This window comes from Acaryochloris marina S15 (assembly GCF_018336915.1).
Lineage (GTDB): Bacteria > Cyanobacteriota > Cyanobacteriia > Thermosynechococcales > Thermosynechococcaceae > Acaryochloris > Acaryochloris marina_A.
Genome location: NZ_CP064925.1, coordinates 231,801 through 256,996 on the forward strand (window position 1 = coordinate 231,801; position 25,196 = coordinate 256,996).

Genomic DNA, 25,196 nt, shown 5'->3' on the forward strand with positions numbered 1-25,196 from the left:
AGGAATGGGACACCCAGTATGACGGCACAACCCCTATCAGCAACAACAAAAGTTGGAGGGTTAGATACTGACTTTCACTCAGATGAGCACGGAGAGTAGTTTGGTAAGATGCAGGGAACATTTTTTGAGATGGGAGTACAATCTACTCCCTATTCTTTTACCCTACTATTTTCTCAATCTCCTGCCATCGTATAGCCTAGGGCGACCTTGTTCCCCGTTAAGATTCATATTAGGTTTAACAGCCAATATTTCAGGTCAACTGGATAAAAACACGAAATGAGTTGCTAAATAGGGACACTAACCAACTAGGCCTATCTGGTCATCCTAAGCTAATGTCAAAGGTACCTGGTACTGGTATTGAATAACCTGTAAGATAATCGGCTCCAATATCTATCCCAGAGAAAAATCCAGAAAAATTACCAGTTCCGAAACCGATTCTCCCAAAAGTCAATGATACCCCTCCAAGTTCGGAACCAGCACTTATAGCTGCATTGAAAAATGTAGCTCCACCAGTCAATGCAAGTTGACTTATACCTAAGAAACCTGGTGTTCTAATATCCCCTTCAGTAGATGCATATCCAATAGGTATTGGGCTTAATGATAAACCCAGCAAAGGAAGAGCCCAAACCCCTCTAGCCTGTTCTATAACCCCCGGTGATGTTTCGTATGGCTCTGATTCAGCAAATATGAAAGCTCCTCCACCTGCTGGTACAGGAAATGGTAATGCGACGCTTGAGCCTGTGGCGATTACCAAATCTGCTTTCCAGTCGACATCTTCCCTGAACCCCCCCGCCAAACTGCCAACGGATTGACCTATAGAGATTATCTGAGATAGAAGAGTCGCCCCCAGTACAGCCTGCAAAACAGAGACATTCCCACTAGGATCAACGAAGTTTGTTGGATTACCATTGGCATAAATGTATCGATTAAGAGTAATGGGTCTTTGAAAAAATCCTTCAAATTTATCACGGCTTGAAAATCTAGCATTAGCAACATCCAGATATCTTGCTCTCAAATAATCTAAATCTAGATTTCCATCCTTCTGCTCACCAGCAAACAAGTATGAGTTCTCTGTATTCCCACTTTGAGAAAGAACTTGACCGAATGCATCATAAAGGTAGGAATCAGAGACATCTCCACTTTCAGAACTCAAAGCCCGTGTACTCCCTAGGCCATCAACGTGATAGAACGATCGCTCTCCCTGCCGATCCTGTGAAATTAAGTCATTCCCGTGAACATAGGAAACCTTGATAACACCGCCAGGCGTATATTCTTCTAGAACTTGGGCATAGGGACGATTCTTATCAATCAGGAAGCGAGTCTCTTCCCCATTGGCCGTTTGTGCCACCCGAATACCATCCGAATCATACTGATTGGTGACATCATTGACCCCATCCCCATCGGTATCCGCTGCAATCAGACGATTCTCAACATCCCAATCATAGGCAACCGACTCCGTACTATTGCTCTTGCCTAATGTATTGCCGTTGTCATCATAGGTATAGGTTGTCACCTCACCATCGGTCGTTTCAGCTATCAATCGATCATTCACATCGTAGATATAGGTCGTTACACCATCTATCGAATCATCACGAGTCTCTCGGTTGCCGACTGCATCATAGGTATAGGAGATAGTGCGGCTGGGGTCAGTCGTACCAGGGTCAAAGATAGTCTCTTGTGTCAGTCGATCCAGATCATCATAGGTATATTCAACCCGGCGTCCGTCTTGTTCTTCCACGGCGATACGGTTGCCTGTCAAATCCAAGGTATAGCGGAAACTGTTGATGATGCCGCTAGGACCACTGTTCTCCAGATAGACCAATCGATTCAACTCATCAAACTCACGGATTTCAACCGTGCCATTCGGAAATTCCGTTCTCTCTAGGTTGCCAACGGCATTGTAGAAATAGGTCGTTACTCCTGCATCTGGATCCGTTACCGTCTTCAGACGATTTTGAGCATCAAAGGTATAAGAGGTTTGTCCAGAGGGAATGGTGACGGAGGTGCGGTTTCCGGCAATATCGTAGGTGTAGCCAATCTCCCGCCCATCCGGGTCGATCCGCTTCGTGAGACGATTCTGCTCATCGTACTCATAGGTCGTCGTTCCCCGAGCATCCGTTACACTTTCACGCTGACCAATGAGGGTGTAAGCATAGGTCGTACTGGCAGAGCCTGGGAAGTCTTTAGTGATTAGCCGATCGCGCTCATCATACTCATAGACAATCGTCTCGCCATTAAAGTCCGTGGTGCTAATAACATTGCCGACTTTGTCATAGTCAGAACTAGAGCGTTGCCCTAAGGCCAGCACCGTGGCCGTCCGCCGACCGAGACCATCATATTCAAAGGTAGTGACATGATCGTTGGCATCTGTTTGGGTAATCAAATTACCCAGCTCGTCATAGGTATATTCAGTCCGCTGATTCAGGGCATCCACAACAGCCGTTAATCGACCCACGGCATCATATTCAAACTGTGTTGTCTTGCCTTCCTGGTCTGTACGACCCACCAATCGGCCTGTCTCATCAAACTCAGAAGAGACCGTCGTACCATCGGCAAACTCCTGACGAAGGGGGCGGCCGAAATCGTCATAGAAGAATGTAGTGGTATTCCCCAAGGGATCGGTCTGGGTTTGTTGCCGACCGGCATCATCATAGGTAGTGGTAACTGTGGGGTTATCACTGTCATCTGCGGGGGTCTCATCCGGTAAGAGAGTGGAGACTAATCGTCCCAACTTGTCATAGACAAATTTGGTCTGATTGCCCCGTTGATCAATCTCAGCGATCACCCGACCCGCGAGGTCATACTCCGTTCTAGTTCGGGGGTTATCTGCATCATCCGGTGTGGCATCGGGCAGAATCGTTTCTATCAGACGACCCACCTTGTCATAGACAAATTGGGTTTGCCGACCCAGTTCATCAATTTCCGTAATCACTCGGCCTACAGCATCATATTCCGTGCGGCGGCGAGCATTATCAGTATCATCATTCGGCGTCGCATCGGGCAGAATTGTCTCCGTGAGCTGCCCCCGATCATCGTAGATAAACTTCGTTACCCGTCCTTCGGCATCAATTACCTGCACCCGATTGCCCACAGCGTCGTATCGGGTCTCAGTGATTCCGCCTTCTGGGTCCGTCACCTTGACCAATCGGCCTTCGGCATCATATTCCGAAATTGTGACTAAAGACCGCTCTCCCGTTGGTGTGGTTTGGTTGCGAGTTTCAGTCAGCTGATTGCCGTTGTCATCGTAGGTAAAGGTGGTGACATTCCCCGCTGCATCCACTTGGGTAAGGACATTGCCAGAGCCATCATAGGTAAAGATATTAGATCCAGTTGCATCTCCAAAGCTGGCCAGGTTGCCCCTCGCGTCATAGTTCAGGGTCGTGGTGCCATTGCCTTGACCTGCAATCTGAGTCAAGTTGCCCCGCAGGTCATAGGTATTCGTGGTGGTGTTCCCCAAGGCATCGGTAGAGGCTGCCAGCACACTAAAGGGAAGGCTGCTCTGACCCGTAATCTTAGCGACTAATGACGTGCCAAAGTCAATCCGGTCATAGGTATTAAAGGTGACGTTCCCCAGAGCATCCGTCACCGTCAGGCTATTGCCAAAGGCATCGTAGGTAAAAGTAGTGGTGCTGCCTTCAAGGTCTATGCCATCAAAGACCGTTTCCGTGAGCATGTAGTTATTGGCATCATAGGTCCGCTCAATGACGCCACCTTCTGCATCCACTTCCCTAACCACATTGCCCCGCTGATCGTATTCAAAGACGGTGGGGTTAACCAATTGATCCCGAATCGTTTCCGTGAAGTTATCGGGATTATGGACCAGTTCAATAAATTCGCCACTGGCATCAATGAGTTTCACTAACCGACCCAGATCATCATATTCACTTCTCACCCCCGAACGATTGAGGGGATCAATCACCTCCGTCAAGAAGTGATCTCGCTGGGGTTCGTCATACTCATACTGAGTGACGTTGTCCTCCCGATCCGTGAAGCTGACTAAATCTCCAGTCGCGTTGTAGGCATATTCGATCCGCTCCCCTAAGGGGTCAATCACCGCGACAATTCGACCTTGGGCATCTCGTTCAAATGTGACGCTCTTACCGTTTGAGCTGACAATGCCGTTGTCTGTGAAGGTGAGGGTATTGTCATTGTTGTCTGCAACCTGGCGCAGGTCCCCAGTGGTGCCATTGATTTCATAGGCCAGACCATCCTGGGTGGTGAGTATAAAGCGATTGCCAAAGACGGGAGAGAGGGGGTTATAGGCTAATCCCGTTGAGTAATCAAACAGTTCACCCGCTGCATTCACAGATAGATCCGCATTGTCCACGGAGAGCTGACTGGTCACCCCAGAATCTGAGACAAAGGTGGGCTTGAAGATTCCCAAGAAGGACCCTTGTAATCCAGGGGCAAGAGTGGGCTGGAAGGTGAAGCCTTCTCGCTGGCCACCCGGCAGGGTGACATAGACCCTAGCTCCACTAAAGAAGGGGTTGTAGATCAGGTCCGCTTCAAAGCCTGATTCAGCCACGTTGGTTCTCAGGTCCGTATCGCTCAGTTCTAAGCGCCAACCATATCCCAGTTCATCGGTGGTATTGGCATTGAGGCTGTCATAGGTGCGAGCGACGGTGATCGGGATGCCGGAGACGGGAATGACAAGGTCTGTGAAGGACAGCTGGAAGTTCCCCAGTTTCAAATCACCTGCAACACTGACCTCTTGCTCAACGGTAGCTTCATTACCGCCCGTATCCGTAGCAAATAGTCGCAATGTATAGGCGTCATTGGCCAAAATCGAGGGGTCGAATTCACCCAGCAGGCCATCGGTGATCGGATTTGTGCCTTCTGCTAGAGTGACAAAGTTATCCGTGCCTGATAGAGCATAGGACAGGGTGTAGGACAGCAGATTGGTATCTGTTACTGTCCCTAATATATCGGTAGCAGTCGTGAAGATATCACCCGGCGTGAGTGATGTGAAGGCCACAACTGGGGCATCGACATCATTGGGGTCAATGCCAGTGAGGGTGACAGTATCAGTGCCGATATTACCAGCAGCGTCAGTAGCCGTGGCTACAGCATCGATTGCCCCCAGAGCTTCGACAGTGACGGTGGCTCGACCCGTGGCATCCAAGGCAATTGGGGTGCCATCAATGCTCAGGCTCAACTGCTCAACGCCGACATTATCAGATGCTTGGACAACCAAGGTGACGGTATCTCCCAAATCAACCTGCCCACTTTGAGATTGGAATAGGCTGACTAAGGGAGCTTCCTGATCGACCGTGACTACCAAGTTATAAGTCTGGGTAAATGAAGCTCCAAAGGGATCTGAAACCCTAATTTCAATAGATTCAGTCCCTAAATCAGTAGTGGTGGGTGACCATCTGACTCGCCCAAAATTATCTACAGTCATCCCATTGGGTGCCTGGATAAGTTCGATGCTCAGGGGATCATTATTGGGATCTATTGAACGGACATTATATTCATAGGTGGCCCCTACTGCAGCTGAAACAATCGGAGCTGAGATAATTTCCGGGGCGGCATTATCCCGAACAGCCAAGTTGTATCTTTGAGTACTGCTTAATCCCGATGAATCGCTTGCCACAACTGTGATCTCAAATTGCCCATTTGAAGGGGGCACCCACTCTAATAATCCAGAGTTTGAGTCAATCGTCATTCCAGGTAAAGCATTAACTAAGGAAAATTGGATTGAATCACCATCTGGATCAGTAGCCCCGACGTCATATTGATACAGTGCACCTGCTGAAGCTGCGAACGTAGGTGTTGAATCAATCCTAGGGGCTTGATTGGGTGCAGTAGCTAGCACCACGACTGAGTAACCGATTCCCGCTATATTCCCTTGATCATCAGTCACCAGAACATCAACTAACTGTTCACCGATTTGGGATGTAGTAGGAGTCCACTGAATCTGCCCCGTTGCAGTGTCAATAGTCATATTGCTGGGGGCATTCACAAAAGAGTAAGTCAGGAGGTCATTATCTATATCGGTCGCGATAATTTGATCGGTATAGGGTGTGTCAGCAGCACCAACGGTTAAGGGTGCAGAAGTGATGATGGGAGGTGTATTTAATCCCCGAACATTAAGGGTAAAACTTTGAGTGTCGGCTCCCCCTTGGGCATCCAACACCTCGATCACAATGTCATAACTGCCCACCTGATCTAGTGTGGGTTGCCATAGAACCGTTCCCTGACGTTCGTCAATGGACATGCCCGTGGGTGCATTCAAAAAACGCCAGATCAGTGGATCACCATCAGGATCAAAGGCTTGCGCGTCATAAGCATATTGTTGATTAGCGTTAGCTATAACATTGGGTGTTGATTCAATGACAGGTGACTCGTTTATTGATTGAGAGGTAACCTCAATCTCAAAATTTTGTTGAACCAGTCCACCCCGACCATCATCAACGATCAGTTGTACTGTATTCAGCCCAATCTGATTCCCGGTGGGATTCCAAGTAATGACATTCGAATCATTCAGACTCATCCCAGTAGGGGCAGCATTCAACGTAACTGCGAGTGGATCACCATTCGGATCTGAAGCAATTAATTGATAAAGATAGGTCCCACCTAAATGGATCATTTCCCGAGGCGTGGACTGAATGACCGGTAACTGATTAGTCGAGTTGGCAACAACATCAATCGTAAAAGTTTGCTGAGTCTCTAAGCCAACAGGAATCCTGGCAGAAATAGTAATCTCATTTGGCCCTATCTGATTGACATTTGGAGTCCAAGATACCAGTCCTGTATCAGAGTTGATCTGGACTCCGATGGGTGCATCAATCAATTCAAACGTAAGGTCAGTATTGCGAGCATCTTGAGCCACAATCTGGTATTGGTAAGGTAGCTCAACACTGGCTGGTCCTGGCGGAGTTGAGGTGATGAGAGGTGCAGTAAAGGCTGAAGGGACATTAAGGCTGATATCTTGTATGGCGACACCCCCTTTACCGTCGTTGACCTCTAATAAGGCTGTACTAATCCCCTCCTGAGCAATCCAAACAATCGTTCCAGTTCTGGGATCGACTGTCATTCCTGGTGGGGCTGCCAATAACTCAAAAGTTAGGGGGTCGCCATCAGGATCTGAAGCCACTGCATCGTAACGGAATAGTTCACCTGCGGTGATATCAGTCGGTGGAGCACTGGTAAAAGTGGGTTTAGAGTTTATCCCCTGGGATTCAACATTGCCAAAATCAATATCGCCAATGGTTTCAGAACCTTGAATAGTGATTTCAAAGGTATTATCTCCGGGGGCTGTTTGAGTCCAGCCAGGTTGCAATTCTTCGGCAATGACATAAGTACCAGGAGCCAAATTATCAAAGAAATAGTTACCTTGAACATCAGTGGTAGTAAATCGTTCGCTCGAATCACGAATTCCATTGAGATTCTGATCAATGTAAATGATCCAGCCTTCAAGTCCTGGTTCGGGTATAGGATCAATACCAGCTCCTGGAATAGTACTGGTAATTAAGTGATTAACGTTAGCAAATTCAACACCGTTAAAAGTGTCATTAGGCAAAGGAGGACTCCCAAATCCACGTAATGGAACACTGGGTGAACCAAACACTGATGTTGATAAAAATCTACCGTTAGGTTGCTCTCCATTAGGAATCTCTGAGTAAGTGGTGGTGGATGAGCGTAACTCAGTTGTGATGACTGGATTCGGACTATTAAAGAGAGTTCCTCCCTGCTTTAAATCAATATTCTGTGTCGAATAAATCCCTTCAAACGTTTCAAATCCAAAGAAGGTTGCAACTTCATTAACATGTTGGACGATCAGGGAACTACTGGAGTCGTCTGTACCCAGGACAATTCCGCCACCATTGTCAAACAAGTTTACGGCTTGATTAATGGTTAAGTTCTCTTCATCCTGTGTAGAATGAATTCGCCATGCTAATCCATCAAAGATGAAGTTGGGATGTTCTGAGCTGAATTCCTGTAAAGCATTTAAATCTTCATCCGTAAAGCTGAAAGCTGGATTTGCAGAGGTTATGCCAAATCCATCATTCCAAATCCAAACCTGATTGATATCGTCATTTGTAGCAAGGGTATTTGCAATGGTGCCAGGATTTAGTAAGGATCCAACAATTACTTCATAACCCAAATTCTCTAAAACAGGCAAAACCGTCCCATTTTCTACATTAACAGCGACATCGCCTCTTAAAAGGAGGATTGTGTCTTCATTTGGATCACTTGGTTTATTAGTTCCTCCTTCTTGGAATCCACGTTCTCCATCACGATCAAGATCATGGAATTTAGTTCCTTGAATGACACCACTTGAGGTAAGGTCAACCACCTCTAGAATGAATTGCTGGGTCTCAACCCCTCCTCGATTATCCTCAACCTGAATTTCAACTGTTTGTATGCCAATATCTTGAGTCGTGACATCCCAAGAGATCTGACCAGTGTCTGAGTTGATCACCAAACCCAAAGGTGCTGTCAATAGTGAGTAACTGATTACATCTCCATCAGGATCGAGTGCATCAATATCTGTCAAGTATGATGTACCCGCAAAAGCTTTTAAGTCAGGAGAACTAATAATAATGGGTGCATTATTTCCTGCTTCAGCTTGAACAAAAATCCCATAGGCTTGTTCAGCAGTTCCACCCTGACTATCATCAACAAGAACGACAACTTCATTAAAACCTAACTGGGTATTATCCGGTCTCCAACTGATAAGCCCTGTGTTTGAATCAATAGACATATTTTGGGGACCACTCACTATTGAAAATGTGAGTGAGTCTCCATCAGCATCTTCTGCAGATAACTGATATTGGTAATCTGCTGAGACATTTGCATCAACGATAGGGATTGACTTAAAGCTAGGAGGCCGATTTGGAGGTGCCTCAATTACTCCAAGGGTATAGTCTTGCGAGGTGATACCACCCCGACTATCACTGACTTGTACCGTGATGTCATGATTAGCAATATCAGCTACAGTGGTGTCCCAACTGATCACACCCGTCGTTGGTTCAATGGTCATGCCATCGGGGGCAATCAGGAGTTCATAGGTGAGGGTATCTCCGTTTGGATCAGCTGCATTAACGTCGTAGGTGTAGGGCAACCCAGCAATCGCTTCTAGTCTGGGGGTTGATTCAATGACTGGATTGGAATTTAATTCCGACAGCACAACGAAATCATAAGAAAATTGCACACCCTCTGGGTTTCTAAAGCTAATGGTTCTTGGTCCAGTCAGGTCATCAGGATTAAACTTGCCTGCGGTGACTAAACTTGTGAAATCAAAGTAAGGGCGTCCATCTGCGGTCAGACCGTCCGCATCAACAACCCGCACAGTGGGGTTACTCAGATTTGTCACCGCTACCAGGAGGGGACCATCTAAACCAATGGTGCTAATGTTGCGTAGGGTCACCTCAGTAGTCAGGATCTGGCTTTTCTCATTGAAGGAAGTTTGTTGATACTCAACTTCGGTACTGAAAGTAACATCCGACAGTAGTGAAAAGTCGATGGGGTCTACTCCCGTAACAAGGGGAGTATCTGGAATCGCGGTAACAGGATCACTACCAGTGCTATCCTGAACCTCAATATCATTAATCTGAACGCTGGTCGTGACATCACTGTCATCATTGACTAACCGAAAGACCAAGGTTGCTTCAGTCCCTGGTGCAAGACCTGCCAAATTCACGATAACGGTCTGTCCCTCCAGACGCACTCCTGGAGCTAACTCAGCGGGGAACCCCTCCGTCATATTTAAGAAGGCATCTTGGTTAGAACCAATGGTGTGAATCAAAGAGTTGCCATTCCCATCCACAAGAGCAACTTCAAACGCATCGTTGATAAAATCTGGATCGCTGGTATCAAAGATGAGATCACTGTAGGTAAAGCGCAGCTCAGCAGTATTACTGGGAATCGTAATGGCTTGTTCCGCTGTCGTTGTAAAGTTCGTTCCTTCCTGTAGAACAATCAGGGAGGAAATATTAAAGGAGATGGTTTGGGAATCAGTCCCACCTTGGCCATCACTGACGGTATAGCTAAAGGCACCTGCGGCACCTGAGGTCCCTGGTTGAGGGAGAAACTCTAAACTCTCCAACTCATTGAGACTCAGAGTTTGCCCTAAGGTTAAAGTCGTTCCATCAGCCAACCTTACAATCCCTTGATCTGCCAAGGGTAGCTGGGCAACTGTGATTGTAAGAACATCCCCATCAACATCAGTAGGGGCAGTGATATCTAGAGGAGCCAACGTTCCATCATTCGAGGCAGTGATGACTTTATCGTTATCTACAATCGGAAGATCATTGACCGGATCAACGGTAATGCCGAGGGTTTCTGTATTGATCTGTTGTCCCCCAGCCCCTGTTTGCCCCTGATCATCCACACTCACCGTGAAGACATCAGCACCATCGAAATTCAGATTGCCTCGATAGGTCAGATTAACCAAAGCTTGATTGATATTAGCTAAGGTGCCAGAGAACACCATGCTGCCATTGGCCGAGCCATCGCCTTGGCTAAAGGTCAACCCACTGGTTTGCCCCAGACTCAGAACACCATTGTCTACAGTGAGAGTGACAATTACCTCCCCACCATTGACATCAACATCACTAATCGTGATGCCGCTCATCACTAGATCGGTGTCTTCATCCACCGACGCAGCCGTCGGCAGGATAATCCCTGGCCCATCATTGACAGCAGAGATATCTAAGGTGATGGCCTGAGCTGATATTCCCCCTTGGCCATCACTAACGCGATAGCTAAATTGTCCCGCCGTCCCTACAGCATCAAGGACCGGGACAAAGACGAGTCCTTCTAGTTCTATAATCGTCAGGGCCTGATCTAAAACAACTGCTGTTCCATCGGCCAGTTGAATCTCACCTTGGACTGGATCTGGAACCTCACTCACCTGCAGGGTCAGTGCATCTCCATCCGCATCCACAGGGGCAGTAATACCTAATGGATTAGCAACACTGTCCTCCAAGACCATCAGGGTCTTGTCAGGATCAACCGTAGGGGCAACATTGGTTGAATTAACCGCGATTGCAATAGAGGCCGCATCCGTAAGCAATCCCCCCTCTCCAGTATTGCCCTGGTCATTAACCTCCAAAAAGATATTGGCCGTGCCGTCAAAATTGACCTCACTGCGATAAACCAGATCGCTCACAGCTTGATTGATGTCAGCCAAAGCCCCCGTGAAGGCCATTTGGACATCACTGACCCCATCGCCCGTAATAAAAGTGAGGCCATTGGTCTGGCTTAAAGACAGAACACCACTATCCACCGTTATAGAGACCTCTAATAGTCCCGTTCCAGCATCTACATCCGTCAAACTAATCCCAGCAATCGTTAAGTCCGTCTCCTCAGCCACGGATAAAGAGGTCAGGGGAACGATTAACTCTGGAGCGTCATTGACCGGAGTAATCTCCAAGACCACGGCTTGGGAATCGGTTCCCCCTTGGCCATCGCTGACGGTATAGCTGAAAGTGCCAGCAGCGCCAGCCTCATCATTACCAGGCACAAATTCTAGATCTTCTAGATCAGAGGTACTGAGCTGTTGACCTACCACCAGGGCTGCCCCTGCTAATTGCACCACCCCTTGACTACTATCAGGAATCTCATCCACCGTCACCGTGAGGACATCCCCATCACTATCCGTGGGGGCATTAATAGCTAATGGAGTAGCACCACTATCTTCAGCCACGGTCAGGGTCTTATCAGGATCTGCAACAGGAGCACTATTGGTTGCGGCTACAGCAATATTGATGGTTGTGCTGTCCGTCAGAGCACCCCCTTCACCCGTATTGCCTAGATCATTCACAGCAATGGAAAGGGTATCGAATCCGTTGTAGTTGGCATTACCTCGATAAATCAGGTTCGATAGAGCCTGATTAATATCTGAGAGGGTTCCTCTAAAAATCAGGGTGCTATCGGTAATTCCATCCCCTTGAGTGAAAGCCAATCCCGTTATTTGACTCAGACTCATCACCCCGTTGGTAGCACTCAGGGTAACTTCGAGTTCTCCACTGTCTACATCAACATCATTGATGCTGATGCCACTCACGACTAAATCAGTGTTTTCATCAACGGCTTGAGCCCCAGGTACCGTTAGGAGGGGAGCATCATTAACAGGCGTCACGGCAATATCAACGGTTTGGGTATCCGTGAACCCATTTCCCCCATTGCCTGCTGACTGGTCATTCACTGCAATCGCAATCGCATCACTGCCGTTGAAATCAGCCTCAGCCCGATAGGTCAGATTATCTAGGGCCGTATTGATATCTGAGAGGGTGCCCGTAAAGACGGCGGTGGGGTCTGCCGTTCCATCTCCCACACTAAAGGTCAAACCATTGGTCTGGGCAAAATTCAAGACGCCATGATTCACCGTAAGGGAGACTTCTAGGGCATTGCTGCCTGCATCGGCATCACTAATGGAAATACCATTGACGAGTAAATCCGTATCTTCAGCCCCTGTTACTGTCGCTGGAGCTGTAATCTCAGGGGGACTCCCCACCCCAATTCGCTCAATGGTCTGACTAAATTGGCTTTGATTTCCCGCCGCATCCGTTGCCACTGCACTCAGGGCATTTGTCCCTATATCTAGGGGCACATCCTCAAACGCAAACTGACCTTGGCCATCAGCCACAACCGTTTGTCCCAAAGGATTGAGAACCACACTGGCATTGGCTTCCGTGGTTCCCACCAAGCGGACCGTTTCCAAGGTGGTTTGCTGGTCACCTACCGGATCTGTATCTGACTCGGGTGCGAGATCAAAACTAGGAGCAGGGATAGTGGTATCGAGGACAAACGGTAAAGAGTAGGGTTGAACAGTGCCACTACCCTCAATCTCAATTTGAGCCACCACATCCGTGAAGTCCTGATCACCCCCATTCAATAGATCTTCGAACCGTAATAAATTCGGTTCATTTTCATCCACCTGCATATGGTCGAAGTGATCCGGGTTGGCGGCTGTAAAGGAGAAAAAGGCTTTGGGATGGCGACGGGTTCGGTTCTTGGGATTCCTCTTGAGAAACTGCTCCGTCGTATTGTCCTGAATAATATAGAAACCCACCAAACCATCGGCAGGTAGGTCTAATTCCGTCACCGCTCCTTCCCCTAAACCACTGGCAAAGATTACCTGTTGGCTTGCACTCGATAGAGCAGCTTTGGCATAGCCCTTATCTCCGGGCTTCAAGTGGCCAATCCGACCCTCAGCATCATCGACGTGAAATAGGCCCAGCTCATTATCAAAGCTTGCCTCTCGTTCTACCCAGGTAAACTTAGCCGTGACGGTGCCACTGGTATCTCCAGGTAATTGGAACGCTTCTGCATCCAGTGAACTAAAGCCATTAAAGACTTCTCCTCCATTGCTATTACCAAAAGCATCCGTGGCGAGCAGGTTGAGGGTATAGGTCCCATCGGGGAGAACACCGCCATTGATTTGATTGAGGGTGGCCTGATCTAAGACAAATGTCCCGTCAGACTGCAACGTCCCCAGGACATCCACATATTGATCTATGGGGGTATTGTTCAACCCCGCTCTAAAGCTCGTGATCTGACTGGCATCTGAAATCTGACCCACCACCGTGGGGTCAAAGGTCAAGCCATCAGTATTTGTGCCGTTGGCTGCAGTGTCGTTCGCCAAGCTAGCACTAATGACGGGTGGGTCTTGATCTGCAGGATTGATGTTAGCAAGTTGCTCAATCTCTAAATCAGACAAGGCCCGGTTATACACCCGTGCATCGGCAATAATACCGTCAAGTCCCCGAGTTCCTCGACCATAGCCTTTGCCGTCGTGGAAGCGAGTACTTTGATTCACCCCACCAATACCAATATCATTGGAGTGACTCTTGAGCTGAGCACCAGCACCGGAGTCAAACTGCTCACCATCGAGATAGGCAGAGAGCGCCTGTTGTTGGACGTGATTTTGCCCAGCTTGGGCATCTAGGATCAGGGAAACATGATGCCAGGTATCGGCCTCTACCTGATCTGTAGAAAGAAAAGTACCGTTCCAATTGCTTTGTTTACGGTTCCATCCCCCTACGTATAGATGTCCATCATCCAGATAGATATTGAGACCCCGAGTGCTACCCCCTTCTTCATAGATGACTTGCTTGCCTGCTTGTAGGGTATCGGTCTTGAACCAAATACTGACGGTGCGTTGGGCATGCGTTCCAAGATTAATATCACGGGTATCTTTGACGGCGAGGTAATCGTTGCGGCCATCGAATTCAACCCCACCCCCTAGGGAACCACCCACATCAACGAATTGAGCCCCATGTCTTAAAAAGCCTCGATTGTTGCGACCTTCGGGCGAGGTATCGGCAGCAACCTGTCCAGTCGTTTCATCCAGAGTCAGATGCATCACCAAGTCATCGGTAGAGACGGTGGATGCATTGCCGACAAACTGACCGGGGCCAATGCCCAATTGCTGACTAGTGGCAGTGGATGAAGAAGGGATTGAGATTGATCCTGGGTTAGGTAAAGTTTGGTTCCAGGAGGCATTAGCAGGTGCTGGCGCTGGAGAGCCATTGACGCTACTCCCTCCAACCGCGTTGACAGGATCATTGAAGGCTGGGTTATGCTTGCTACCCATTTGGTTCAATACAGAACCCAAGCTAGTATCGTTCCCTAGCGCATCCAGTAAATCCCCTTCCAGTAAGCCTGATGTTGGAATATCCTGATTGCCAAAAAGATTACCCGAACCACTCATAACCCAACCCAATCCCTACTCAAAACACAGATAAATAGATACACAAAGTGGACAGCAAGCGCATTAGCCAAGCGCTGCCATCCATGATTAGTTCCTTGCTATTTAGACAGCTTCTGCCATTGGAATGAGCAGGTCAGTCGGACTCTGAACAAAACGCTGCACTACTTTCTCAAATGTTTGGATACAGCTATCCCAACGTCCAATTAACTGTTGTACATCATTGAGTCGGTTCTCAGGAGTCTCTCCCTCCAGCTCATAGTTGAAGTTACCGGAAAAGAGAATTGCTGCCTCAGATTCTGTCTCTGACCGCTTCAGCTCTGCTTGATTAATCGATAGATTCAGTTGTCCTCGTTCTTGGGGAAAGCCCATTTGAATCGCAGCTTGAACTGGCCCTGCTTCATTGTCAGACCAAGAGCCTGGGGTGAGTAACTGAGTGGTTAGATACCGATGGGCTTCGGAGGTATTAGCAAACTTGGTATGGGCTCTGGCATTGATGCTCACCCCTTGGTAATCGACCTTGGGCAATTTCTGGACATACTGCTGAGCAATCTTATGTACCTGGGAGTCTCTGTCTTGGCCAGTGGGGACTGATTCGACAAAATCAACTCGATTGGGTTGAGCAATGAGACTTAATCCATTCTTGAAAACGATTTGGACAACCTGATTGGTATAGACAGGAGGACGAGCGAGCTCCCAGTCGCTGGGGATGATATCACTGTATTTGAGAAAATCTGGATTAAGGGCGCTGGGATTAAGATCTTTGGCTGCAAGACTGATTCCGATCTCTTGAACAACTAGGGCTTGGGACATAATTACCATTCCAGAAACTGAGTTGAATTATTAAGAAAAAAGCATGAGAAATCTGTGGAATAGATTCTTCCCACAACAATATTTGTGCAAAATCAAGAGTTTTACACGATAAGTCTGTATAACCTCAAATAATATTGAAATTAATTAGTGAAGATATTGAGTCTACTTGACATCTATCTAAATCAATTTATTTGAATTTCATCTTCCTCAATTACTATTTTCTAGGGAGACACTATAGTCTTTAGAGAGTGTTCTGATAGAAACTACCCATATTGAAGGAGTAAATTTCATATTGATTCTCTGTTTAGATCTTATTTAATGAAGCGGGGAACTACAGTAGGTTCATAACTGTCGATAACTGATTATATACGACGAAATTATATTATTTAAATAACACGTATTCCCTTAATTATTAACGCGAGCATAAATATTTAAGAGAAGGTCATAAATTAATACTATTTTCAACTAAAACATTCAAGATAGTCATATAAAGTAATTACACTTTCTACGAAAGAGGTGATATTTATGTCATTTAGGAGATTATAAGATAATTATTTTTAATCAAATAAATATCTAGACATCCAATTTACTAATGACAAGCAGTCCCCTTGATTTGTTGAGAAAAGATATATACTCGTTAAGTTTTGTTATGTAAGTCACCAGTTTTTGTAGACATTAGTATTTGAAATTGATAGTCATTATTGACTAACTATTACCTGGTGAAAGTGCATCTTCAATGAGGTAACAGTTATAATTGCCGCATGTTTGATTCTACTTGTAAGTTCCTTGCAGAGAGCTTTTCCAGTGATTTTGCTTCCTGGTTGATTGGTGAACCTATTCCACTCACTGAACTCAGCCCATCAGAACTATCCCTCGAACCAATCCGGGCCGATGCGTTAATTCTTCTAGCTTCTGAGGAATACATTTTACATGTAGAGTTCCAGACTGAACCGGATCCGAATATGCCATATAGGATGGCTGATTATCGCTTGCGGGTCTACCGTCGCTTCCCCCAGAAGCAGATGAAGCAAGTGGTGATCTATTTGACACCCTCAAACTCAGATTATGTTTACCAGACAGCCTTTGAGATTCCGGGGACACGTCATGAATTCGAAGTGATTCGTCTTTGGGAACAGCCCACTCAACTTTTCTTGGCATCGACGGGGCTGCTTCCTTTAGCTGTTTTAACCAACACCTCGAATCAAGCCCAGACCTTGCGGCAAGTAGCTGAACGAATTGATGCCGTTACAGAATCGAGAGTTCAAAGCAACATAGCTGCCTCCACTGGGATTCTAGCTGGGTTAACATTGGAGAGGGACGTCATTAATCAAGTTCTGCGGAAAGAGATTATGCAACAGTCAGTCATCTATCAAGAGTGGAAAGAAGAATTTCTTCAAGAAGGTCGCCAAGAAGGACGGCAGGAAGAAGGACAATCGCTGATCCTCCGTCAACTCACCCGACGTCTTGGTGACGTCTCCCCAGAATTGCAATCCCAGATCCAGTCCCTTTCCCTCGACCAACTAGAAGCATTGGGTGAAGCATTACTCGACTTTACGGAACCCGCTGATTTGGTGAACTGGTTGAAGCAACATCCATCTGAGTAGCAACAACCGCCTTCTATTCACTAAGTAACTTTATCCAACCACACCACTTTCACCTCGCAATCATCCAGCTCAGCCAGTAGCTCCATATCCCAGCGCATCTGATCGGTGATAGCAGACAACGCATTACCTTCCTCAACCGTCAGCTCATACTCATTCCCCCTGGGCTTAGGTTTGACCATCTGAAACTGACTCAAGACCTTTTCCTCGATCGCTTTTCTGACCGCACCCTTCTTCCCTCCTGAAATCTCAACTGTCAACCTCACCTGAACCGCATTCAAGGGCAGATCTACCGCAGTAATCTTGGGCCAGTTCGCAGGCTCATTAACGACAACTTCTAGTTCAATCGCCTCTTCTGCCACTGGCACCTCACTAAAAGCCACCAGCTCCTCCAGCGGCATGGGCTGTCGTTCCACTTCCCCTTTACTTTCTAGGAACACCCCCTTAGCCGTCCGATACCGGACCTTCTGGGAATAGACCTCGAATGCCTTTACAGATCGCTGCCGCATCAACGTCATTGCCAGGTAAGCATCCATGCCATTCTCAATCAACTGACTGGCATAGGTATGCCGTCCTTTATGGGGATGAATATCCGGCCAGCCAGCATCCTGGGCCAAAGCTTTGACCAGCTTATAGATACCCTCATACCCCAACCGTTGACCCTTATTTCGATGACTCGTAGAGACAAACATCGGATCATCCGCTGTCATCCCTCCCTCACCGTCCACCATCCGCACCCGAAGATTAGCCCGCAGTGCTTCATCGGTTTGCTCATCGACAGGCACCCGACCCACAGATCCATGCTTAGCCTGACGGATAGTGATTTCCACCCCGTTATAATCCCCAGCATTGAGATTAGAGATTTCCTCTGCTCGCATCCCGGCAAACACCATCAAACAGAGGATCGCCCGATCACGTCTCTGTGTCTTCCGCTTCTCCAGTGCCTCAAACAGTGCTTCAACCTGAAACAGCTCTAAATTCTTCCCCTCAGTCTCGGGCGTTACCGGAATACTAATGGCTGTACCGGGATTCTCCTCGATATACCCGGCCTTTCTCAGCCAGGAAAAGAAGCTCTTGAGGGCAGTTAATATTGCCCCCACCGACCCCTGTTTTAACTGCCGACCCGACTCTAGATAAGTCTTGTATCGCTTCAGATCGTTCATGGTAATCTGATGCCAGTCCTTGTTCACCCACAGACTGAACTGCCGTAGATGACGTTCATAGTTGCGTCGGGTGTTAGCCGCCAGATTTTTCAGGGTGAGGAACTGTTCGATCCTGACTTGACGCAGATTCACTACCGCTGGCTTAGGCAAGGGCGTTTTAGATACAGGTTTGCTCTCCTCTGGTTTTTCCGCGTCAAACTCAATGAGACGCACAGGTGGGATGTCGGAAATTTGAGAGAAACGCGACATAAATTACACCACAGAGAACAAACTTCAAGATCACTATATTAGACCTGTGGTTTTAATTCCAGATTTTGTACCAAAATCTGTATTACACAAAAACTTACACGAAAAAATGACTCTCCCAGACTCGTCTCTAGAATTCTTTCCCCGATTGACTTTGGAGATTCCGGTGTTCGCTGGTGGTCCTGGTCGGGCTGGTCTTTTGTCAGATCTGTAGGCCGCTTGACTCAAATTTATTGAGAAGAAACTCGGTGATACACTCAAGCAGCTAATCGAATGTGATAGATGGAGAAGCGGGTGACACAGCAAGGGTCCATTGACCACGATGGTTTGTTTAAAGAACTGATTGAAACGTTCTTTTGGGAATTCCTAGAATTGTTTTTGCCTCAAGTCTTGGACTATGTTGAACGTGGACCTGTGATATTTTTGTCCCAGGAGGTCTACAGCAGTATTGGCGCTGAAGAGAAGCGCATTATTGATCTTCTGGCTCAAGTTCAATTCCGAGGTCAGGAGAGCTATTTCCTCTTTCACATCGAACCGCAATCGTCTGATCAGCCTGACTTTGAGAAACGAATGTTCTACTACTTTGGACGATTGCATGAGAAGCATGATCTGCCCATTTATCCAGTAGTCATATTCTCTTATGACAGCCCTCGTAAAGCAGCGGAAAGTAGCTACAAAGTTGATTTTCCCGACTTCCAGGTCTTGCAGTTCAATTTCCAAGCTATTCAACTCAATCGATTGAATTGGCGGGACTACTTGAGACAGAATAATCCAGTGGCTTCTGCTTTGATGGCCAAGATGCAGATTGCTAGAGAAGATCGGCCCCAAGTCAAGGTGGATTGCTTGCGAATGCTAGCCACCTTGCAGCTTGATCCGGCGAGAACAGAGTTCATTTCTCAGTTTGTAGATACTTATCTCAGGCTGGAGGCAAATGAGGAGCAACGCTTTCAAGCGGAAGTTGATAGATTAGAGTCAGGAGAACGGGAAGCGATCATGCAAACTTTAACCAGTTGGGAAGAGAAAGGTTGGCAAAAAGGAGAGGCCACAATTGTTCTGCGTCAACTTCATCGGAAATTCAAAAAGCTGTCTCCTGAAGTTGAAGCCCAAATCCAATCCTTAGAGATTGAGCAGCTAGAGACGCTGAGCGAAGCACTTTTAGAGTTTGAAGGAATAGACAATTTAACCTCTTGGTTACAAAATTTGGAAACTTCCTGAACTAACTTGGAAGCGTAACAGATTCCTAGCCTAAGATCATTCAGTCAAAAAATTACAGGAATTTGCCAGAAAATAGATAATTACTCAGCATAGACTAGGAATCTGTTACGCTTCCTGATTCAATTATCATTATTGAGGAACTATATTTTGATGTCGCTACTCCAGACACCAAGTATTCTGTATAGAATGAAGGAGCAACAAAATATCACAGGTAGGATAATTGCTCTATTGAGTAACATTGCTGGATTAGTCAATTACTTGGGCCTAGCCTGGTGGGCTGAGATCAACACATCATGCCCTACTTGCACATACTATTTTGGCCCATTTATAAGTCGTCAGGAAGTGGAAGTAGCCTTGCCTGGTTATATTGAAGATTTAGAATCTGAACAAGCTGAAAATATTGTCACTAATATTCAGCGTTGCAAGCCGGCCCAATTGACCAACTGCTATTTTGACGATTCCCAAAACTTACAAACGTTTGAACTTCAGAGTTAGTATCAAATCTCTAGGCAATCTGTGGTTAGGTTGAAGGATTTTTAGAAATGCTGAGGGAAAGTTTAGGGCAGAGTCTAAGCATCATACAGTGATTGCAAGTCAGTACTATTACCACTCATAGTCGGTATAAGCAAATAACATCTTTCAGATTAAAACTGCCCATCATCGAATTATCTTGCTGCATAAGGAACCTTGCCTTATTGAGAGGAGCAGGATGATGATGACCTAAGACCGTTCAGAGAACATCGCCCCCTAGTATCACTGTAGTTGATTCGTCTGAATCGAACCTAAGAGATGGGGGGATTTACCATAGGGGCGGTCGGTAGTGCGCTAGCGAGGCATGGATCAATTTCCAAGAGGCAAGGGTAACACTTTTCCAATGAGATAAATCCTTAAAACCAATGTCTTGAATGGATTTCAGAGTATTTTGTAAAACTAAAAGTGTTACCCTCCTTTGGAGCATTCCTCATCCGCAGACATTGGGGTTTGTCTTACAAACTCTCTTTGTATTGATTGGGCCGACACTCAATCACCATATCCATAACGTCTGGCATCACAATGATGAGCCGCTCAACCCCAATATCTAATCGGGCAATGGCATCAGCTTCGTGAAATAAAATTTCTGGTTCACTTAGATGCTGACAGTGGATATAGACCGTCTTTTTGTCTGGCTCATAACGCAACTGGCTACCCTTACACCACGGAAACCGACGGCACAAGTAGTCTGATAATGCATGGATACAATTCATCAAGTATTCCTCAGTCAATTTAGGTTGCTTTGACAGTCAATTGCTTACAGGGAATACAGTCCACTTGAATAGCCGTGGCAATTTCACTGCTATGAACTTCAAGATGTGCTTTTCGAGGTGCGTTGAATATTAGATACTGCTGCGGGAAAATAACCCGCTCAAAGTACCAGTTCTCAACATTGGTGACCCGTAACACCTGAACCCGAGAGGTGGAGTTACGGTAACTGCAAAATACGAATTCTGACTGCTGAGGCTCAAGAGTTTTAATCATAGGTAATGGCAAACCAGCCCTCAGATCCGAGTTCCAAGGGCTGGCTTGACGAATAATTTAAGTAGGAATTTATAAGCTGACCAGTGTTTTTTATTAGAAAGATATAATCCTCTCCAAGAACATTTCCCTTAGCAGGGATTTGTCGCTTTTATTATGACAATTACATTAACTTATTTATAGTTTCTTAATAAAACCTTTTATAATGTCTTTATAATCTTCTTGATTTATATCCACTCTAGACTTCTGTGCCGAAAGCCAGTTCATGCTGATGGTGAATTGCTTTGAGGGATTTAGTGCTTAGGTTTTGCATTCACCCATCTCGCTATCTATGGGATATTCATACAACCTGTTAGATGATAAGCGATAGCTCTATTTTTTACGTTTCTTAATTTAATTCTCAGCTAGAGAAATGATTTAAGGGGTTGAATGTCCGTAACGAATCGCTAATCCAAGCCCTTATCTTGATTTCTGTGAAATTCTGCTGCAGATAAATCTGCTTTTTAGCTAATGACGCCGAAAATACCATCTCCGCCACATCAATTGAGCAAACTATTTTGGCTTTGTGCAATCCTGTTCGGCCTTATCTCAGGGCTGCTATTTCTAAGTCTCTATGGTTTCATTCGCTGGCGATGTTGCCTGGATGAGTTGCTATGTACCCTGCTCTTCCACTCGATCCAGTTTTAGAGCATCAACCCACTAGAGGACAATGATGTTGTTGTTGCGAGTCCGCGATATCACGAATCAGCATCATGTGGTCATACAGATAGCCTTCAGCAGCTTTCCGTTCATCTGTTTTCATCGGTTGGCGATTTTCTAAGTGAGACAATACCCAGCTCACCAAACCTGAGTCATCAAGTCTCCCCAAAGAGTGGTAGGGAATCTCTTCAATCATTTGCCAGAGTTGACGTAGAAGGGGAGTAGACATAGCAGTAAAATTACCTGATTGCTTGGGTCTATACACATTGTAATTTAATTATTTCTTAAGATGTGCAGTAATTTTGATCTTAAGAGATGAGCTTTAACTTTGGGGTCAAAGTATAGACATCTTCACGGCAAAGCACCTACGACCCCTTCAAGTAATACTTTTTATTGCAACAAACGGCTACCATCATAAAGCGGGAAAAGACTTGAGTATTTCCAGATAGGATCGCACTCTTTTGAAGGTGAAATAGGAAAGAGTTCTGCGATTAGTCACAGAGAGCTGTATCGTACCTTTGCAAGTCAACAGAGGAAACGATGAGCCTGACAATACGAGAGCGCTGCCAAGCCGTCACTGATTGTCTGTTCAAACAGGGAGTAAAAGGGATTGCGAAAATTGCTGCTGCGACAGGTCTGTCAAAAAGCAGTGTTCATCGTCATCAACAGGCTATTGCTCGGCGTAACCAATATCCAGAGTCACTATAGTGGGAAAGCCGGATAGGGAGTCAATGGCTCAGGATAATGGTCCTAGGAGTGGTGTACTATTTCGGCGTCAAACATGGGGTGGGAGCTGAGAGTCTATCAGAATTTTTTACAGCGATTCATGTCGATGCTCATGTGGGTGTTTCAGCTAGCTCTCTTCGGCTATTGAAACGCAAGATGCGGGACGCGATTATCGCCTATGAGGTTGCCCAACAAGAGCATTGCCAACCCAAAGAAGGTCAAGGAATCTGTGTCGGTGGGGATGAAACCTTTTTTGGTTTGCCTATCTTAGTGATGTTGGAATTGGCTAGTGGCTTTATCTTCACAGAGGTGGAACGTCCCAACCGTACTTATGCAACCTGGCAAGTCCAGATTCAGCAGTGGTGGACCCGCTGTGGATGGCATTTTCATTTTATGGTGAGTGATGGTGCTCCAGCCCTGATTAAATTAGCTGTGTCAGGCTTAGGCTGTGTCAGTGTTTCTGACTTATTCCATGCCCTGAGTGCCTTAGCCCAACCTATCGGCAGTGATATGGGTCGTCAAATCAGTCAGTTGAACAAAAAAGCGACTGTACTTCAACAGTAACTTCTCAACGTTCGTAGTGAGGCTAAACAGCAACAACTCCAACAATCAAGGGCAGAGATTTCTGCTCAGCAACAGTCTTTGGAGCAGGACAAGACGGCCTATCATCAAGTTCTTCATCGCCTTACCCAAGTCATTCATCCGTTCAATATCAAGACTTTAGAATGGCAACTGTTTGATGATCTATCGGCTGAGTTGAATGCTCCCCTCGCCCAGATGTCTGCTCTAGCCAAAACCTATGGTGCTCAGAAGGGAAGCAAAACCATTGGCTCATTTCAACAATAGATTCCATCAATGGCTCAGGGGATTCATGCTTGGTGGCAATGGGTGACTCAAGCGCTAAAAGTATCCACGGATGATCTAGAGCTACAAAACTGGGTACTCATGTACTTATTACCCTGGACTTATTGGCAACAGCAAACGGACAAAACCCGGCATCCTCAACTCAAATCAGATTATCAAAAGGCGGCTGAACGAGCTTATGAACAGTTGCTTAAGCACCCCATAACTCAACAGATGGACTCTCAAAAAAGCCAGGAGTAGGCAGACTGGGCGCAATGGATGAGTACAAAGTATCAACGGACTTCCTCCGCAGTTGAGGGACGTAATGGCTATCTATCTCGATTACATCATGCAGCCCGAGGGTTCTCGGAAGAATCCTTGAAGGTACTCACCATCATCCACAATTTTGACCTCAAAAGAGCAGATGGCACTACCGCAGCACAACGGCTTTTTGGACATCCTTTTCCTGATGTGTTTGAGTCAGTTGTTAACTCTATGGGGGAATTGCCAGTGGCACGTCAGTCTTCAAAGACAAAACGGCTTAACCCTTTAACCCAAACTATTTTCCCGGCTTAAATTGATACCTTAATTAGCGATTGTTCTGGAGATTTTAACTCATTAAAAAGTGTTAGCCTGGTTTTAAAACGGTCGAACTAAGAGTTTAATGCTAAGCACTTAACGTAGAGATACATTGGATAACGGGGATTGTGGTGGTTGATCAGTTTTTAGCTCAGTCCGACGACGCTTAGAAAGATGCTCTTCTGGGTCAATGCCTTCAAAGGTGGGTGGTAACCATACCCGAACGACAAGTAAAAAGGCCAAGGTTATTAAAAATACGCAAGTGACCAATACCTGTTGCCAAGGGGTTTCGAGAATACCGTGAACAATCATTTCTCGGAGGGCAGACACAATGGAGACTTCTACAGTTACGCCAATGGAAACTCGCTTCTCACCCAAGTAAATAATCAAGAGACGAAATAACTCGACCAAAATCAGGAGAAATAGAATATCTGCGGTAACAGCTGCTAACTCCAGGGGTGGCAACAAAGACATAAACATATCCCGCAGTTGGAGCACCATAAAGCTAAATAAACCAATACAGAGGCAGATGACGATCAGGTCTTGCACAAATTCAAGACAACGGACTAAATTCCTGCGATTCATCCATTGCAGTTTAGAGAGGAGTGAGGTGTTCGAAAGGGGCATAAACGTTATCTCCTTGGCTAGTTGGGAGCAAAAAAGCAATATAGAAGTTTGAGTCCGATCCGTGCTGTACCAACAAGAACAATAATGATTGCCAACCTTGCGATAATGAACTGCCGTTGAAGCATCTAGCTTGGATACTTGACTGGCTGCTGTAAATGATTCAAAGATCCTGTGGGATAGGAAAGGAACTCAAGCATCACCACCTCTATCTTCGCAATGGAACGAATAGTCTGTAAAATGTCAATGATTTATTTCTCAAATAAGAAATATTAATGAATATATTGCCTAAATATTTATATAGACTATATCTAGATATAGAATAAGCCTCTATCCCTATTTAGAAGATGATTTAGAGAATTTAGCAATCGCAGTAGCCCAGATAGGAATGCCAAGAGTCATAATTAAAGCTTATGATAGATTTTGTTCTATGAATAATGCATGTAACATTTTATTTTATCTATGCTCAGATTAATATATTCTTAAAACAGATAAGATTTTTCGGTAAATCAAGCT

General features: G+C 46.1%; 13 protein-coding genes and 1 pseudogene. 7 read left to right on the forward strand and 7 right to left on the reverse strand.

From position 1 onward, the window contains the following. Positions 1-319: 319 nt before the first annotated feature. Positions 320-14,662, reverse strand: a complete 14,343-nt coding sequence (locus I1H34_RS29490) for a putative Ig domain-containing protein (protein WP_212666891.1) — start codon at positions 14,660-14,662, stop codon at positions 320-322. 102 nt (positions 14,663-14,764) lie between these two features. Beyond that, positions 14,765-15,472, reverse strand: a complete 708-nt coding sequence (locus tag I1H34_RS29495; protein WP_212666892.1) for a hypothetical protein — start codon at positions 15,470-15,472, stop codon at positions 14,765-14,767. Between the two features lie 761 nt (positions 15,473-16,233). On the opposite strand from I1H34_RS29495, the gene I1H34_RS29500 reads away from it, so the two are divergent. After that, on the forward strand, positions 16,234-17,076 hold the full coding sequence (locus I1H34_RS29500; RefSeq protein ID WP_212666893.1) for an Rpn family recombination-promoting nuclease/putative transposase: 843 nt from the start codon (positions 16,234-16,236) through the stop codon (positions 17,074-17,076). Between the two features lie 20 nt (positions 17,077-17,096). Here I1H34_RS29500 and I1H34_RS29505 read toward each other — a convergent pair whose 3' ends face one another. Beyond that, the gene (locus tag I1H34_RS29505) at positions 17,097-18,485 is read right to left on the reverse strand and encodes a tyrosine-type recombinase/integrase (protein ID WP_212666894.1); all 1,389 of its coding nucleotides are present in this window, start codon (positions 18,483-18,485) and stop codon (positions 17,097-17,099) included. 291 nt (positions 18,486-18,776) lie between these two features. Between I1H34_RS29505 and I1H34_RS29510 the strand changes: the two genes are divergently transcribed. Both I1H34_RS29510 and I1H34_RS29515 read left to right on the forward strand, forming a co-directional pair. Beyond that, the gene (locus I1H34_RS29510; protein WP_212666895.1) at positions 18,777-19,697 is read left to right on the forward strand and encodes a DUF4351 domain-containing protein; all 921 of its coding nucleotides are present in this window, start codon (positions 18,777-18,779) and stop codon (positions 19,695-19,697) included. A gap of 186 nt (positions 19,698-19,883) precedes the next feature. After that, positions 19,884-20,192 carry a DUF1816 domain-containing protein gene (locus tag I1H34_RS29515; protein WP_212666896.1) on the forward strand — a complete coding sequence of 103 codons (309 nt, stop codon included), beginning with the start codon at positions 19,884-19,886 and terminating at the stop codon, positions 20,190-20,192. 491 nt (positions 20,193-20,683) lie between these two features. On the opposite strand, the gene I1H34_RS29520 is transcribed toward I1H34_RS29515, so the two are convergent. The 3 genes from I1H34_RS29520 to I1H34_RS29530 all read right to left on the reverse strand — a co-directional run bounded on the left by I1H34_RS29520 (position 20,684) and on the right by I1H34_RS29530 (position 22,137). Continuing rightward, a complete protein-coding gene (locus I1H34_RS29520; RefSeq protein WP_212666897.1) occupies positions 20,684-20,941 on the reverse strand; it encodes a hypothetical protein in 258 nt (85 codons plus the stop codon). Between the two features lie 19 nt (positions 20,942-20,960). Continuing rightward, positions 20,961-21,212, reverse strand: a complete 252-nt coding sequence (locus I1H34_RS29525; RefSeq protein WP_212666898.1) for a DUF1830 domain-containing protein — start codon at positions 21,210-21,212, stop codon at positions 20,961-20,963. Positions 21,213-21,900: 688 nt separating this feature from the next. Continuing rightward, on the reverse strand, positions 21,901-22,137 hold the full coding sequence (locus I1H34_RS29530; RefSeq protein ID WP_212666899.1) for a hypothetical protein: 237 nt from the start codon (positions 22,135-22,137) through the stop codon (positions 21,901-21,903). Positions 22,138-22,448: 311 nt separating this feature from the next. Between I1H34_RS29530 and I1H34_RS32470 the strand changes: the two genes are divergently transcribed. The 4 genes and pseudogenes from I1H34_RS32470 to I1H34_RS32485 all read left to right on the forward strand — a co-directional run bounded on the left by I1H34_RS32470 (position 22,449) and on the right by I1H34_RS32485 (position 24,053). Further along, complete coding sequence (locus I1H34_RS32470; protein ID WP_235111727.1) at positions 22,449-22,616, forward strand: helix-turn-helix domain-containing protein; 168 nt, start codon at positions 22,449-22,451, stop codon at positions 22,614-22,616. Between the two features lie 36 nt (positions 22,617-22,652). Beyond that, complete coding sequence (locus I1H34_RS32475) at positions 22,653-23,198, forward strand: hypothetical protein (RefSeq protein ID WP_249370288.1); 546 nt, start codon at positions 22,653-22,655, stop codon at positions 23,196-23,198. Between the two features lie 78 nt (positions 23,199-23,276). Further along, entirely contained in the window at positions 23,277-23,480 is a 204-nt protein-coding gene (locus I1H34_RS32480; RefSeq protein WP_235111725.1) for a hypothetical protein, read from the forward strand. A gap of 99 nt (positions 23,481-23,579) precedes the next feature. Continuing rightward, positions 23,580-24,053 (forward strand): annotated as a pseudogene (locus tag I1H34_RS32485) (DUF6399 domain-containing protein). Positions 24,054-24,152: 99 nt separating this feature from the next. Here I1H34_RS32485 and I1H34_RS29540 read toward each other — a convergent pair. Beyond that, on the reverse strand, positions 24,153-24,683 hold the full coding sequence (locus I1H34_RS29540; RefSeq protein WP_212666900.1) for a phosphate-starvation-inducible PsiE family protein: 531 nt from the start codon (positions 24,681-24,683) through the stop codon (positions 24,153-24,155). Positions 24,684-25,196: the final 513 nt, after the last annotated feature.

Bases quoted from the DNA above. Each gene is read 5' to 3' on its own strand.
- I1H34_RS29490 (WP_212666891.1), bottom strand. From the start codon at position 14,662: ATGAGTGGTTCGGGTAATCTTTTTGGCAATCAGGATATTCCAACATCA.
- I1H34_RS29495 (WP_212666892.1), bottom strand. From the start codon at position 15,472: ATGTCCCAAGCCCTAGTTGTTCAAGAGATCGGAATCAGTCTTGCAGCC.
- I1H34_RS29500 (WP_212666893.1), top strand. From the start codon at position 16,234: ATGTTTGATTCTACTTGTAAGTTCCTTGCAGAGAGCTTTTCCAGTGAT.
- I1H34_RS29505 (WP_212666894.1), bottom strand. From the start codon at position 18,485: ATGTCGCGTTTCTCTCAAATTTCCGACATCCCACCTGTGCGTCTCATT.
- I1H34_RS29515 (WP_212666896.1), top strand. From the start codon at position 19,884: ATGAAGGAGCAACAAAATATCACAGGTAGGATAATTGCTCTATTGAGT.
- I1H34_RS29520 (WP_212666897.1), bottom strand. From the start codon at position 20,941: ATGAATTGTATCCATGCATTATCAGACTACTTGTGCCGTCGGTTTCCG.
- I1H34_RS29525 (WP_212666898.1), bottom strand. From the start codon at position 21,212: ATGATTAAAACTCTTGAGCCTCAGCAGTCAGAATTCGTATTTTGCAGT.
- I1H34_RS29530 (WP_212666899.1), bottom strand. From the start codon at position 22,137: ATGTCTACTCCCCTTCTACGTCAACTCTGGCAAATGATTGAAGAGATT.
- I1H34_RS32470 (WP_235111727.1), top strand. From the start codon at position 22,449: ATGAGCCTGACAATACGAGAGCGCTGCCAAGCCGTCACTGATTGTCTG.
- I1H34_RS32475 (WP_249370288.1), top strand. From the start codon at position 22,653: ATGGTCCTAGGAGTGGTGTACTATTTCGGCGTCAAACATGGGGTGGGA.
- I1H34_RS29540 (WP_212666900.1), bottom strand. From the start codon at position 24,683: ATGCCCCTTTCGAACACCTCACTCCTCTCTAAACTGCAATGGATGAAT.